At 57.3% G+C, this 15,014-nt stretch carries 10 protein-coding genes and 1 pseudogene; 4 read left to right on the top strand and 7 right to left on the bottom strand.

From position 1 onward, the window contains the following. Positions 1–110: 110 nt before the first annotated feature. The 5 genes from C7H10_RS05520 to C7H10_RS05540 form a co-directional block, all read right to left on the bottom strand. Positions 111–1,340, bottom strand: coding sequence for a hypothetical protein (locus C7H10_RS05520; RefSeq protein WP_106694060.1), 1,230 nt, complete (start codon positions 1,338–1,340; stop codon positions 111–113). 76 nt (positions 1,341–1,416) lie between these two features. Further along, the gene (locus tag C7H10_RS05525; protein ID WP_106694061.1) at positions 1,417–3,033 is read right to left on the bottom strand and encodes a hypothetical protein; all 1,617 of its coding nucleotides are present in this window, start codon (positions 3,031–3,033) and stop codon (positions 1,417–1,419) included. A 34-nt stretch (positions 3,034–3,067) separates the two neighbouring features. Next, positions 3,068–8,332: a DNA repair ATPase gene (locus C7H10_RS05530; RefSeq protein WP_106694062.1), complete on the bottom strand. Its 5,265-nt coding sequence runs from the start codon at positions 8,330–8,332 to the stop codon at positions 3,068–3,070. A gap of 78 nt (positions 8,333–8,410) precedes the next feature. After that, entirely contained in the window at positions 8,411–10,414 is a 2,004-nt protein-coding gene (locus C7H10_RS05535; protein ID WP_106694063.1) for a flotillin family protein, read from the bottom strand. A gap of 43 nt (positions 10,415–10,457) precedes the next feature. Continuing rightward, on the bottom strand, positions 10,458–11,084 hold the full coding sequence (locus tag C7H10_RS05540; RefSeq protein ID WP_106694064.1) for a hypothetical protein: 627 nt from the start codon (positions 11,082–11,084) through the stop codon (positions 10,458–10,460). A 206-nt stretch (positions 11,085–11,290) separates the two neighbouring features. Here C7H10_RS05540 and C7H10_RS05545 point away from each other — a divergent pair, with 206 nt between their 5' ends. The 4 genes from C7H10_RS05545 to C7H10_RS05560 are packed head-to-tail and all read left to right on the top strand — an operon-like array spanning position 11,291 to position 13,908. After that, the gene (locus tag C7H10_RS05545) at positions 11,291–11,695 is read left to right on the top strand and encodes a YjfI family protein (protein ID WP_058091627.1); all 405 of its coding nucleotides are present in this window, start codon (positions 11,291–11,293) and stop codon (positions 11,693–11,695) included. A gap of 14 nt (positions 11,696–11,709) precedes the next feature. Then, complete coding sequence (locus C7H10_RS05550; RefSeq protein ID WP_072676040.1) at positions 11,710–12,405, top strand: PspA/IM30 family protein; 696 nt, start codon at positions 11,710–11,712, stop codon at positions 12,403–12,405. Between the two features lie 46 nt (positions 12,406–12,451). Continuing rightward, positions 12,452–12,784: a hypothetical protein gene (locus tag C7H10_RS05555; protein WP_072676039.1), complete on the top strand. Its 333-nt coding sequence runs from the start codon at positions 12,452–12,454 to the stop codon at positions 12,782–12,784. A 29-nt stretch (positions 12,785–12,813) separates the two neighbouring features. Then, a complete protein-coding gene (locus C7H10_RS05560) occupies positions 12,814–13,908 on the top strand; it encodes a rhomboid family intramembrane serine protease (RefSeq protein ID WP_106694065.1) in 1,095 nt (364 codons plus the stop codon). 293 nt (positions 13,909–14,201) lie between these two features. Here C7H10_RS05560 and C7H10_RS05570 read toward each other — a convergent pair whose 3' ends face one another. Both C7H10_RS05570 and C7H10_RS05575 read right to left on the bottom strand, forming a co-directional pair. Then, a complete protein-coding gene (locus tag C7H10_RS05570; protein ID WP_106694067.1) occupies positions 14,202–14,444 on the bottom strand; it encodes a hypothetical protein in 243 nt (80 codons plus the stop codon). A gap of 123 nt (positions 14,445–14,567) precedes the next feature. After that, positions 14,568–15,014 (bottom strand): annotated as a pseudogene (locus C7H10_RS05575) (hypothetical protein); the annotation flags it as partial.

A 15,014-nucleotide genomic window follows, 5' to 3' on the forward strand; every position in this document is an offset into this window, starting at 1 on the left:
TGGGAAATATGAGACGGATCGCGCAGCCCCCCAAGTACGATTTAACTCTTCCGTCTTATTAGGTCGTGGAGGAATACTCTACGGGGTATGGGCATCCGTAGTCGTTCCCTTTACATTGACTCATTCAGAAAACGCTTCCCAACTGACGTATTGGGTGCACGAGACCCAGAACGACCCTGACGGGACTCCCGGGAACCACGCCCATAGGCGAGCATATCCTCTGGGGTCATGTGCGCATAGCGCACCTTCTTTGCCATCAGGTTCGGACGTTGTTCGGTGTTAATGCTCAGAACCCGGCTAAGCATCTCATCTTCTTTTTGCTTGAAGGTTTTATCGTCCATATCCCGCCAGTAACGTTCCGGGCGTCCAGACCTCCGGTCGTCCTCGGCGGTTATCGGATCTTTGTGTCGATGGGGCTCCAACACCGGAAACTCCGGCAGGGGACGGCTCACATCCATGAAGTTCTGGAGAAAGTCCCAGAGCGCGTAACAAGGACGGGGGTTATGGTGCCAGCCTAAAAGAATATCGCCGATGTGCACCTTCAACTTGCTATAGCGGTGGCACAGGATGAAATCGAACCTTGGCCCATACCGGGTTGCCCCACCGGCCACAAAGCCGTCAAACTCAAAGAAAGGCGCCTCGAATACCGTGACTTTGCGTGGCCCAATCAAAGGCACAGCACGGCGGTAACGCCACACCCGAACCATCCCGTTGCGACGGTCGAGTTCCCATTCAGGACCGCGTCCGGCTTTTACGCTCCATCGGGGAAAGAGGGTGAAGACAAGTGTTGAGGACAACCACATCAGGCCAGGAACACCTGCAAGCACAAAGAAAAGTAGCCACAATTCAAAGAATGCCGACCGCCAGGTTGTATTAGGGCCAAGCTCAAATATCGCCGTGACATACATGAAAATCGAGACGGGCAACCCGACATAAAAGAACCCTTTACCATAGACCTCAAACACATGGATCAACCTCGATCTAAAAGCCAGGGGTGCATAACAAATACTTTCATGATTCTGCTGGCCCTGATCGTCCGCTTCGGCAAGCAGATCCTCGCGCTTTTCCATTCTTCGCAGATCTTTCGGCCGCCAGCGGGCAAATAGATTCGACGGCATGACATCCTGCGCGCCACCCCAAGGCAACCGAAAGCCCGCTGAGCGCCCCAGCACCGAGTGATTGAAATCCTGGGTTTGAGCTGGTTGGTTGGGGATCGAACTCGGGCTGTAGGCGTTGGCGCCATAGTAGTGACGGCCCGCAACAGAGCAGTGTGTCAGGCGTGCTGCAGTTCCATCCCGGCCAACAAATTGAGGTTTTTGATAACTAATTTTCCCTGCCATGCTCCAAATCCTTCTGCACCGAACCTGCGCCTATCTGCGTTAAATACCGACCAGTCAGGTTCGGGTCAGCTTGCTATCACCCAAGCATGACAACCAGTAATAACAAAAAGGCCATGAAGCCAACGCAGATACCTATCACCACCCCCGGGCTATCAAGATCTTTACCCGGCGCAGACTTTCTCCGGGGCTGGCTCTGCAGAAAGAACTTGAAATCGGAAATTAGCTGGGTGTTGGAGGTTCGAGCGTTTGTGTACCACTCATCCGGGAATTCGATGGCAGTCTGTGGCACCACAATGGGGCCGCACATCGAGCCAAAATGAACCGCGTCATTCACCAGTATGCTGTCTCGGCGCGGTGTTCCCCGGGGAAGATCTGAAGCTTGAACTTTCAGATCCTCCAGTGCTTCAACCACGTAACCTTCGGGTATCTCACCGTGCACCAGCACAGGCATTGGTTGTGCGCCACAAGGCATGGAAGCCAGCACCGGGAACCGGGTGTCATCCAGAGGCGGATGAAAGATCCTGTTCAGATTGTCCGGGCGAAAAGGCTTCAGACCTGCAAACTGTCCGGGAATGAGCGACACCCGCGTACCAGGCTCCCGCCCCTTCCAGAATAACGTCCAGGCAATGGCCCGAACCACTTTCAGGCGCAAAGGCTCCGGCATCTCATGGCGACCAGTAGAGCTCGGTAGCCAGACGTCATCGGAGAAATCGGTCAGTGCCAAGCCATCGCCACCGAGCAACAGACACCATTCGGGGTGATCCTCAAAAAGAATACAGAACTTCCGACCCTCAACGCGATCCAGGCTGTCATCTCCCGACTCTTCCATTTCGGCGAAAACTTGGTCTTTGCTAACCTCCAGATAAAGGCGGCTTGCATCGGGCATGATCTCATTGTTAATCGCCCGCTCAAGTTCACAGAATGAATTCAGTAACGCATCGTCAAGCAATGAGGGGTGGGGAACGTAGGTGTCCTGAATAAGAGAGTCGCTCCCCTTCTCTTCACCCTGGGTTAACGCCTCAAAGTCATATACCGGCGCCGCCCATTTGTCGAAGAGCGCTGCTTCATCCGCCGTCAACTGGCTTAATTTGCGTGAGGAGAGAATTGAGCCTCCATTCTCTGCGAACGCAATAGATTTGCTGTCATCATAAATCATGACTTCTTGGGAGCGCTGAATGTCGGACCCGCCAACAACCTGGCTGATGTTCCAGATTTGGGCGCTTGCATTGGCCGAGGGGCCCTTCTTGTTCAGTGCAGGGGAGGCATAAACTTTTGCCTGATACAATTTCTCTTGCCCACCTTCCACAGTCACCAGAGCTTTCATCCCAAACAATTCCATGAGTGAACTGTTCATGATGATCTCGGCACCCAGCCAGTTCAGCCAGGCTCCCAACATATGGGCGTTTCTGGCCAGCTCTCGTAACGGTTCAGCTTTAACGAAAACGTCGGCATCGTCCGGAAGGGCAAAGCCTTCCAATGCCTCTTGAACTTCATTGGCATCCGGGCTCGCCAGAAAGCTCTGATGCTCGTCAACCGGATAGAGCATTGGCAATTCAAGTCCAGAGTGTTTCTTGACGAATACGGTGTGAAACACCACATCGCGCCATTCCCGAATGAGCTTCAGGTGATCACCGCTGTTGAGTGTTTCTAAAAACTGTGCCGCTGTGGGCACTGCCAAATCTTCCTTGATCATGATGGACTACATCCTTGCTTGCATTATTAACGGCTTAGCTTTGAGCTCGATCCTGCGTCAGCAATCTGTCCTGCAGCTCCCGAATCACCCTCAACACCCGACTCATTTCCTGCTGGGTTTTCAGATCCAGGTCCAGCTTGCCATCCATGGTTTTCACAAGCGGCACAATGGACTCCTCGAAGATCCTCGCAAACGCCATCAGGGCATCGCCCACCTGGGGTGGGCTGTCCAGGTTGACGGTGACCGCCGGGTTGAGCTGCACCGATTGCAGGCCCTCGGTGAGGCCGGTTTCCAGGGAGCGGGACAACTGGCTCAAGGCCTTGTCGAGATCTGGTTCGGACTCCCTTCGGCTGTCCATTCCGGCCACCAATTGCTGTCCCAATTGCTGCATGTGCTCGGAAATCAGGCCCAGCTGGCGCACCACTTTCACGCCGGTTTCTTCATCACCACCGGCCTGTTGGCGGCGGCGGTATTCTTCGCAGATCGATTGCCAGCGGGCGGCTTCTGCCTCGCTCAGGGTGCCGCGCATCTGTTTGAGTTTCAGCAGGTTTTCTTCCGCGCCCTGGGTCAGCAGCTGGGACTCGCCCTGGTAGTGGTCATCAATCAGGGCTTCCAGTTCCTCCTCGCTCATGATCGGCGACAGCTTCTCTGCCAGCTTGTTCATGTTCCGGTAACTGCCCTGCAGCTTGAACGTCGGCTCGGTGCGATAGGCCTCGGCCTGGGCACTGGAGGCTATGTAGGCCTGATTCACTCGCAGCACAGTTTCCCGCACCCGGATCATTTTTTTCAGCAGGGAGACAATTTCGTCCCGCTCGGCGGCGCTGTAATCGTGTTCAAAATCGGAGTCAGCCACCGACTTGCCCTCGGCCAGGTCGGCAAAGCGGTAGAAATCCGCCATGCCACGGGTAGCCAGGGGCGCCAGCACCGGGTTGGAACTCAGGCTGTTCTCGATGTAGGACAGTGCAAAGGCGTGCTCCATACCTGAGAGCACGTCACCCAGGTTGTAGATATCAGCCCGGTTGGCGAGCATGTCGGGCACTTTGAACACTTCACCGCTCTCGGTGTAGGGGTTACCAGCCATGACCACACAGAAGCGTTTACCGCGCATGTCGTAGGTGCGGGTGCGGCCGCGCCAGACCCCCTCAATGCGTCGGGTGCCGTCACACAGGGAGATGAACTTCTGCAGGAACTCCGGATGGGTGTGCTGGATATCATCCAGATACAGCATCACGTTGTTACCCATTTCCAGGGCCAGGTTGAGTTTGATCAGCTCTGCCTCGGCGGTGGAGTGCGGCGCTTTTTCCGGGTCCAGCGAGGTGACGTCGTGGCCCAGGCTCGGGCAGTTGATCTTCATGAAGATCAGGCCCAGGCGGTTTGCCACGTATTCCATCAGGGTGGTCTTGCCGTAGCCGGGTGGCGAAATCATCATCAACAGGCCGGACTGGTCTGTGCGCCGGTCTTCACCGGCGGTGCCCATCTGCTTGGCGAGGTTGTCGCCGATGATCGGCAGATAGCTTTCGCTGATCAGTTTGTTGCGCACAAAAGACGACAGCGGCCGGGGCCGGAACTCCTCAAGGCGCAGCTGATCGCGCCAGCTCTCCAGGACTTTGTGGCGAACTTCCTGCAATTGCTGCCAGCCGGGAATGATTTCCTGGCGGTGGTAGCGCAAGCGCTCATCGAACTCGTCCAGCTGCAGGCTCAGGGTGCGCTCGTTGATGCGACTGTGCTGGCCCAGCAGGCCTTCCACATGAAAGGCCAACTCAACGCTGCGAACGCCAGTCTTGATGGCATCGCCCACATTGAGGACGGCCACCACTTCCGGCAGGTAATGCATCAGGTGTTGCTGGTCGGTTTTGCCCATCCAGGCCTTCAGCCAATGCTGGGCAATGGTCCAGCGAGCCGCCGGCTGGCCGCTCACCACATCCAGTGCTTGCTGGTACTGCGCAAACTGGTTATCCCGTTTCAGGGATTCGGTGAAACCGGCCGCCAGCTCACCCGCATAACGGGTGATATCAAACTGCTCGGTTTCCTCCGCCAGCTGCTGCACTAAATACTGGGCCGCCGACTCAATCAGGGTACGCTCGGCACTGCCTTTTTCCGCCAGCGCCAGCTGATGATGGGCGACAAACTCCGACAACTGCGGAGCAAGTTCCTGCTCCAGGGAGTACAACAATTCGTTCGACTGCATCATCCGGCTGAGAATACCGGCAGACAGGCAGCGTGAACGCAACTGTTGTGCCGCCAGATCCTGCCGGGCCACCTCGGCCCAGTACAGCATGGCGAGGGCACGGGCCTTGGGGCTGAATCGAAGCAATCCCGCGCTCTGGATAGCCGGCCAGAGGGTACTGACGATCAAAGCGGCATCGTGGTCGTGAATGCCTTTTTCATAGCCCTCACGGTAGCGGGGGGAGGCGAATTTGCGGATGTAGTCGGTCAGCTCATCCAGATCGGCCACGTTGACGGGCAGATCAGATGCCTGCCGGAATTCCTCGATCACCAGTGCCGCAAGGTACTCGGCCCGGTAGACCCTGTCTGACTCCGACGGCTGGCTCATATTCCAGTAGCCGCGCAGGCGGTCCAGCTCTGGCTCGTCCAGGCGCTCATAATACTGAGTGCCGGTCAGGTGCAGCAGCACGTGGTCGTCTCGCGGGATCAGCGTCAGGTCCAGCTCCTGCTGGTTAACGCTGAACCGGTGCTTGCCCAAACGGATGACCGCGCCGCCGTCTTCAAAGATATCGGCTTTATCGCGAACACTTCTGAGCGCGGTGTCCTGGGCGGCCTTGAGCTGCCCCAGGCAGTCATCCGCTTCCATGGCCGCGCCCAGCTCCCGCAGCTCTTTGGCCATGCTGCGCAGGCGCGCCACCATGGCATCGGAGGCGAAGAAGGCGTGCAGTTCTTCCGGGCTGGCGAACCGCTCGGTCCGCCGGGTGACGTTCCGGAGTATGCGTTCGGCGGCATCGGTGAGTGTCGTTACCCGGCGCTGCTGCTGATCCTGCAGTTGCTGGCGCCGGGCCTCAATGCTTTCGTGGGCGTTCTCACGCTGCTCCAGAATGGCGGCAAGAAACTCATCGTATTCGCCAAACTGGCTTTCCAGTTCCTGCAACTGGTCGAGCATACGGGTCATCAGGCCATCACATTCCCGCACATCGGTCAGGGAACTCACGCCGTTGGCCAGGCTCTGCTCAAACAACCGCAGCCGGGCGGCAAACTGGGCCCGGGCCTCGGCACTGCCCTGCTCTTTCAAGCGCAGTTCCGCTTCCGAACGCTGCTGGTTGATGGTGGCGTAGATGCCGGAGATGTTATCGGTGATGGCGGTTTCCAGCGCGGCATCGTCACCGGCCATGGACGCCAGCATGCCCTGAATCATATCCAGCCCGGAAGTCAGCTCTCGGTAGCGATCTACAATCTTGCGCAGGGCATCCCGGGTGTCGGCCTCGGCCAGGTCGGTTTGTAATTCGGTCAGGGTCTTGCGGTAACCATCCAGCGCCTCCGCTGAGGCCAGAAAACGGAAGGTTCGCTCCGTCAGCCGCTCCTCAGCGTCGGCCAGATCACTTTCCAGCGTTTCGATACGGGCTTTATCGGCATACCGCCGATCATTCAGGGTGCGCACCCGCCCCCGATGTTCGCGCAGGCGGGCCAAGTAACTGACAAACTGATCCGGCGCTTTCCAGCTGTCCGGCTTCAGGTCTCGCATCAAAATGCCCTGAGCCTCAGCCACATCATTAATGGCGGTTTCCGTCTGCGCCCGGATGCTCTGAACTTTCTCATACTCATCCAGTACCAGTTCCGCAGTGCCACGGATGGTTGTCAGGTGCTGATGAAGCCCAGAGAACAGAACCTCTTCCTGCCTGCCAGACAGCCAGAAGAACTGGTCGAGCACCCGGTCAACGGTGCGAATCAGGCTGGTGAAGTGGCGCTCACTGGCGCTGGAGGAGTCCACCAGCGTCACTACCGTGTTTAATTCGGCAATGCCCCGCACCAGTTCCGGATTGCCAATCCGAGCCAGTTCCGAATCGTTTGCCACGCTGGCCTGGGCATGGAAGCTCTCGGAGGTAAACGGGGTTTCCCATACCTGCAGCGGGTGCACCAGGGTCGGTTCGTTATCGGCATTGAAGACCACCAGATGACCGTTCTCGAACAGTGCGAAGCCATGGCCAATCAGGGGCACATCCGCCTGTTTCCGGATCAGGTTGTATCGGAACAGAATCACCTGCCCGGTGAGTTGCTCGTAGAACACATACAGCATGTCCTCACCGTTCGGTGAGCGCAGGGTGCGCTTGAGCCGGAAATCCCCTTCCGGAATCTGGAAGGTTTTCAGTTCACCGGTGGTGAGGTAATAGCCGGAGGGGAATATGAGGCCGTGATTGTCCGGCAACGACGCCACCGAACCGGCCATGGCATCCACCCGTTCAACCTTGCGCTGGGTGCGATTGAACAGGTAGTAGCGCCAGTGCTTTTCATTGAACGGCAGAATCCGCACCAGCAGAATCTCGCCGAGGTCGGCGTAGTCAAAGCTGGCGTCGTCCAGGGACTGGGAGTCAGACTCCACCGCGTCCTGATAGATGCCCTCGCCGGTGGCGGTGTTATTCTCCACCTTGAAGGTGATGTTGCCCCGCAGGTTGTCAACAAACAGGGTGTCGGCAATGTTCAGATGCGGCGAACGGCCCTGTACCTGGCTGTCACGGCCAACGGTTTTCCAGGGGAAGCTGAAACGATCCGGGAAAGTCAGGTCGCGCTCGCCCCGGTTGTCCACGTATCGGTTTACGTTGCCATCCGGCTTCAGTTCCCAGCGGAACACTCTCAGGTCGTCCAGCTTGTCACCAATACGGAACGCCATCAGCAACATGCCCTTGAGGATGACAAGCTGAGACAGGGTGGCGGTGTTGTAGTACTGCTGCAGTTCCCGGAAGTCTGTGGCGAAGCGGGCATCGGTCAGGAAAGAGCCTTCGATGGCGGCTTCGGTCATTTCGAAACCGCTGTCGCCGTCATTCAGGTGGTACAGCCGGAACACATCCTCAACCGCCAGAGACTTGCGCAAGCCAAGCTGGAGATTGAAGCCGAAAAGCAGTTTGTCCCCAAGACGAACCACATCCCGTGCAATGGCATTGTTTTCGGTTCTGACCCGGGCCCGGCCAAGTACGTTCATGCCGGCACTGCCGAAAACCTCTTCCCGGGCCTGATTCAACCCGGACACCTGCTCCCGGAGCTGCCCGCCCTGCTCTTTCAGCCGCCGCTGGATGGTTTCGAAGGCAGAGCCTTCCTGAACAATGCTTTCAAGGCCGGTGCGATCCGTCGACATACCAAATCATCCTGAACTGAAGGGAAATCTGAATGGGAACAGCGACCGCCGGTGCTTGGGCCGGCGGTCGCTGGGGCTTCAGGCGGTTTCCGAAGTCCGGCTGGACTTCTCACCGGAAACCCGTCCGGCGATGCCGGCCAGGGCTGCCTGCAGCGAGGGCGACTTGTCCAGAACGCCCTGCACACTCTTGCCGTAACCCAGCCCCTGGGCAAACTTCTCGAAGATGCCGCCGTCGCCGCCAATCATTTCAAACTTGGCGTCTTTCAGGGCCGCCGCCATCACGCGACCATTTTCCAGCAGACCGGTCTTCTGGGCTTCGATCTGCGCCATCACTTCCTTCTCATGAACTTCCAGGTTCATGCGGAATTCTTCGAAGTGGCGGGCTTCTTCAGACATACCATCGTAGGCCTTCAGCTTCTCAACCAGGCCAGACGCTTCGGCCTTGGCCATGGCTTCGCGGGCATCGGCCTTGGCCAGCCCCATACGCTGCTCGCCTTCGGCATCCGCCAGCACCATGGCTTTGCGGGCATCCGCTTTCGCCAGACCCAGCTTCTCTTCACCCATGGCTTCGGTTTCAAGGCGCTGCTCCAGCACCCGCACTTCAGCCAGGCCGGCTTCTTCGTCAGCCTTCGCCGTGGCCGATTTAACTTCGGCACGAGCCAGGCCATCCGCACGGATCGCGGTTGCCTGAGCTTCCTTGACCTGGGCATCGGCCAGGCCATCGGCCGCTGCCATGGCCTGACGACCACGGGCCAGCTTCTCGTCCGCCACCGACTTCTTCTCGGCGGCATCCAGGTCTGCCTGGGCTTTCACGCGCACCTGTTCCGCTTCCAGCTTGGAGCGTTCGAACGCTGCTTCAGCGGCTTTCACATCCATCAGCTTCAGCTCTTCGGCATCGGCTTCCGCTGCAACCACTTTCTTCACCTTCAAACGCTCGGCTTCGGAACGGTTACGAACATCCTTGATGTTCTCTTCCTCTTCCGCCACGTTGCGCTCAACGGCAATACGCTGACTGGTGATGTCGGCAATTTCCTTGCGCTCTTCTTCCAGCGCCTTCTCCATGCCGATGCGCTCGATCTCCACCGCGCGCTCACGGTTTACATCTTCCAGCTCACGGGCCTGGCGAATGCGCACTTCCTCAATCTGCACCGCACGCTCACGGGCCTTCATGGCCATCTCGATCTGGCGTTGTTTGTTTTCTTCAGCAATCGCCAGCTCTTCATCGGTCTTGATGCGGGCGGCTTCGGCGCGGGCACGCTCTTGCTCACGTACCTGCTCGGTTTCCGAGGTTTCACGGGCCTGCAGGGTTTCAATTTCACGGCGCTGACGGGCTTCTGCGTCAGCCTGACTACGCTCCAACTCCAACGATGCTTCGCGGGCGGAGACGTTCTTGCGCTGGATTTCCAGCTCCTGATCACGCTCCAGGCGGTTGGTTTCTACGTTGTGCAGTGCCGTAATTTCAGTGATGCGCTTGATGCCTTCGGAATCCAGAATGTTGTTTGGATCCAGAGAGGTTTTCGGTGTTTGCTCCAGGTAATCGATGGCCACGTCTTCGAGGATATAGCCATTCAGATCTTCGCCGATGGTCTCAACAATGGAATCCCGGAACCGCTGCCGCTCTTCGAACAGCTGCATGAACTCCATTTTCTTACCAACGGTTTTCAACGCTTCACTGAACTTGGCATTGAACAGTTCGTTGACCGCATCGCGGTCAGAGGCACGACCAACCCCTACCGATTTGGCAACCCGCAAGACATCTTCTGCGGTTTCGTTTACCCGCAAGTAGAACGCAACGGTGATATCCGCCCGCAGGTTGTCCTTACAGATCAACCCTTCCTTGCCGGTACGGTTCAGCTCCAGGGTAATGACCGAGATTTTCATGGTCTCGGAACGGTGAATAACCGGCAGCACCATGGCGCCGGTGAAGTACACCTTGGGCGTTGGCGACAGATCGTTCACGATCAGGGCCTGGCCCTGATCAACCTTGCGATAGAAAGCCTTGAACAGGGCCAGGATGCCCAGTATCAACAAGACCAGAACGCCGACAGTCATGAAGACCGGGATGATCCAAGATAAATCCATTTACGCTTTCTCCTGAGCTGATTGGAAGGACGCTTGTGCAGGGTTAACCGGCGGAACCGCCGGACAGAAACTCAGATTCCGGTACCACCCACCAGGCGTTGGCGTCCGGAATGTGTTCAATAAGAATGGCCCGTTCCCGATGGGACAACGGGGAATGGCTGCGCACCTGCAACACCAGGTGGGCACCGTCCAGATGGGCTTCTGCCCGCCCAGATGTTTCAGAAACCGAGGAAGAAATCACCACGCAGGGTGTGCCGATAATGCGTTTTTGCAGAGGTGGCAGATAGGCACGGCGGAACAGAGGCCGAAGGGGGCGAACGACAATGGACGTGACCAACAGGCCGCTAACCAGGGATGTGAACAGCACCGCCAGCGCGTACAACCAGTGCAGAATGCCCGACGGCACCAGTGCGCCCAAGGCCAGATCAATGAAATAACTGGTCAACCAGCCAGCCAGGAACAACAGGGTGAGCACCAGCGGCAGGGGCACGCCTTGCAAGCCGAGAGTCACCATCAGGCCACTGAAATCACCGGCCACATCAAGATCACCCTCGACGTCTACATCGCCCATACCGGAAAGGGAAATCAGCCAGTAAATAATGGCCACGCAAAGCAGTACGGAGAAAACCACCGTCGGGAAGGAGAACGCAACTGCGAAGAATGTTTCCATACGCGACCAGACATCCGTTCCGGTAAATCCAAGGGGTGACAGTTCATGTCAACAATTAGGCGTTGTTTATAACGCAAACAAACTATTTCTTGCAAATATTTAATTGCGGAGTATAGACTCGGCTTATTGACATAAAATGTCAAGCGACAGGACAAGGTTCGTCCGGATCGGCCGAACCGATTCAATGCCACAGGAAGGAGCTATTCGTGGACACTCAATCCCTCACCCTGGCCTTGGGCGATGCTACCCATGCAGGCCGTACCTTTGATGTGATGCCCGTAGCCGGTGACGAGCCGGTACTGCAAGTGGTCGTTTCCGGCGCTGAAGAAACGCCGGTGTACGTTACCGTAACCGACACCCAGATTCTGTGCCTTGCGTACCTTTTTGACGAACAGGAACTGAACCCGGAACGCCTGAACGAGCTGCATGAAAACATGCTCCGCCTAAGCGTACCCATGCCCCTCAGCGCACTGGGAAGAACCGGCGATCATTACGTGGTGTATGGCGCCTTGAGCCCCACCTCCGGTACGACCGAAATCATGCAGGAACTGGTCACGCTCGCCGAGAATGCCATCGACCTGTTACAGACTTTTGAAGACTACCTGGCTTGAGTGAGGGCTGAACCATGAGAACCGTACTGAAGAAAATCCTGACCGCCATGCGCGGTGGCGTTAACGAATTGGGTGAAGCCGTTGTGGATGGCCAGGGCAACCGCATTCTGGAACAGGAACTGCGAGACGCCGAACAGGAACTGAAACAGGCCAAGCAGGAACTGGCCGCCCTGATGGCCGAATCCGCATCGCTGGCCCGGCAGATCCGCGTTGAGCAGGACAGCGCCAGCAAACGCGAACAGGACGCCAGCAAAGCCCTGGCCGCCGGCCAGGAAGACCTGGCCCGGGAAGTGGCAGAACGCATTGTGGGCCACGAACGCCGCGCCGGGGAACTGACCCAGACCCGCGAATTGCTGCAACAGCGCATCAGCGGCCTGAAAGAGCGCGTACAGCGGGCAGAAAAGCAGCTGGCCGACTACCGCCGGGAACTGCAGGTGGTGAAAACCAACGAGCGGGTACTGCGCACCACCGCCCAGATCGACACCAACATTAACAGCAACCAGTCTTCCCTGAGCACCGCCAAGGAAACACTGGAGCGCATCCGTGACCGCCAGGCCCGGGAAGAAGACCGGCAAAACGCCAGCGCTACGCTTGAGAAAGAACTCACCGGGGCCGACCTGGATGAGAAACTGAAGGCCGCTGGCATTGATAGCGAGCAAGACGCGGTAAACGATGTCCTTGCCCGCCTGAAAGGCAACCAGGCTCAGTAACACTTTACGCGCCCCCAACACGGGGGCGCCTATCCAGGCTAAGCCAATGGCAAAGAAACCGGACTGGTCAAAAGAAGAACAAGCGGTTCAGGCGGTGCAACTGGCCTTTGATCTCTCCAACGACATCCAGCGCGCCTTCCGGGTGTCTGCAGCCCTGCAGGACATGACCACCGCTGATATGGTGCGCAAAGTCCTGCAGCTGCCCTACCGTAAGAATCGGGCCAGGCCCCGGCTGACCATCACCCTGCGGGATGAGGATTTTGAGGTACTGGCCAAGAAGTACGGGCTTGATCCCAACGACCGCGCCGCGATTCGGCAGCGGGTGGCGGGGGAGTTGCAGGCGTTTGCCAGGCACTATCTGACGGAATCCGACCAGTAATCGTCGCACGTATCCAGGGAAAGGAAGTTATGCCCAGAATTCGATATCAACGCTGCCCGGCCTGCAAAACCGACAGCCTCGTTGCCACCAGCAACCCGTCCATAATGGACTGCCGGCAATGCCATGGCCTGTGGTTTGAAGACGGCGCCCTGAACCACGCCATCGCCCATCAGCACGACTGCATTGATGACTACGATCATGAGCTCCACCTCGGGCCTGCTTTGCGCTCCAGCGATCGCCAGTGCCGCCGCTGCCAGGTGCCAATGGTTCATTACCAGCTGCTGGAACACTACACCACTGAAATCGATTGCTGCCCCGAGTGCGACGGTGTCTGGCTCGACAAGCATGAAATTGATCAGGTAATGCACTCACCAAAGCTAAAGCAGGCGCTGACCGATCTGAACAAAAAAGTCACCTGGAAGTCCTGGTTGTTCCAGTTCCTCACATCCATGCCCGTGGAATACAACGTGCAGCCACATCGCACGCCCTGGGTTACCCGCTCGCTGATTGTACTTTGCAGCCTGATTTTTGTGGCGGGAATGTTCGCTCCGGCCACCAACGAATGGATATTCGTCAATCTGGGGCTGAACTCAGACACCCAAAGCCCCGCGCACTTCGTGCTCCAACTGCTCACCTACCAGTTTGTTCATGGTGGGCTGATGCACCTGGTGGGCAACATGTATTTTCTCTGGATTATCGGCGACAACCTCGAGGATGCACTCGGCCATGGCGCCTTTCTCGCAATCTACCTGTTTGCCGGCGTGATGGCAGCCCTCGCTGAGCTCATGCTCTTCGACACCGCCCAAGGGCCACTCCTGCTGGTGGGAGCCAGCGGCTCCATCGCCGCGCTGTTCGGGCTTTACCTGCTGTGGTTCCGCCACGCCAGCCTGACCTTCATGATCATCGTGTACCAGAAGAAACTGGCACCTCACTGGTACTTCCTGATCTGGAGCCTGATTAACCTTTTCGGCATGTTTACCGCCCAGGGCGGTGTGGCCTGGGCAGCGCACCTTGGTGGTTTTGCCCTGGGATTGTTATTAGGGTATCTGATGCGGGATTACGTGCTCAGGAAGAATCCGCTGATTGCGCTGTTGAATCAGCCGGAGGCGGTTTTGCGACGGTAAATACCGCCGCATGCGCTCACTGGATGCTGACCAAGATCACCAGCCCGGTCAGGCGATGCGATAAAAGCGAGATGGCCCTGAACTTCGACCAGTGCGGGCGTCTAGTCACCCTCCTCAGTCTCAGAGAAAACAGCATAGAAGATAAGTCGCTGCCAACGTCGCACCAGAGCAATGCAGTCTTTGCTGGCGACGACTTATCCAGTTTCCTCAATACTTACAACTGATTGTTCGTCCATGACGTAATTTTTCCTTAGCTCCCTTAAAGACACAGCCCCACTCCGTGGGGCTGTCATTCAAGCTGCGTTGATTTTTCGCTCAATTTCCTGCAAGCGGCGGCGCATGGCGTCATCCACCTCTTCCGGTTTGATCCTGGAAATGATGTTCCGAAGTACCCGGATTTCGTTCTCATCAATCACACCATCGCGCTCGGCGATACGAACGATTGATCCTAGTTCTTCGGCATCCAACTTGCCGTCATCGGCAAAGCACTGGATTGACATGAATGACATTTCGAGATGATCGCGACTTCCTGACATGGTTTTCTCCTTGTGGTTACACGTTGTTGATGGTTGACGATTATGGACGAGTGTAATTTCAGAGTGGTGGAGGCATGACAAGGTGCTGTCATCTCCGTCACTGGAATACGGTGAAGCGAGTATTCATGAAGCGTATTGCAACTTTTCCGCCATCACATTGCGACGCTGGGCGGTGTCAATGATGGTGACTTCGGTGAACATCCGGTCCACGTGCTTCTTAAAGGTTTCATCGTCCATATCCCGCCAGTAACGCGGCGGCCGGCCTGTCTTCTGGTCATGCTCTGCCGTGGTCGGATCCAGCGGACGGTATCGCTCAAGCATGGGAAGCTCCGGCAGGGGCTTGGTGATATCCATGTAATTCTGGATAAAGTCCCAGTAGGCGTAGCACATGGTGGCGCTGCCGTGGGCTCCAAGGATATCGCCAACGGTGACGTCCAGCTTGCTATACCGGTGAGACAGCACCAGATCAAACAGAGTGCCGAAACGATCTACCCGGGCGCAGCACCAGGCATCAAATTCGTAGAAGGGTTTTTCGATCACGACCGGAGGCTTTCGGGGCACGAACGGGAG

The sequence above is a fragment of the Marinobacter shengliensis genome (genome assembly GCF_003007715.1).
GTDB lineage: Bacteria > Pseudomonadota > Gammaproteobacteria > Pseudomonadales > Oleiphilaceae > Marinobacter > Marinobacter shengliensis.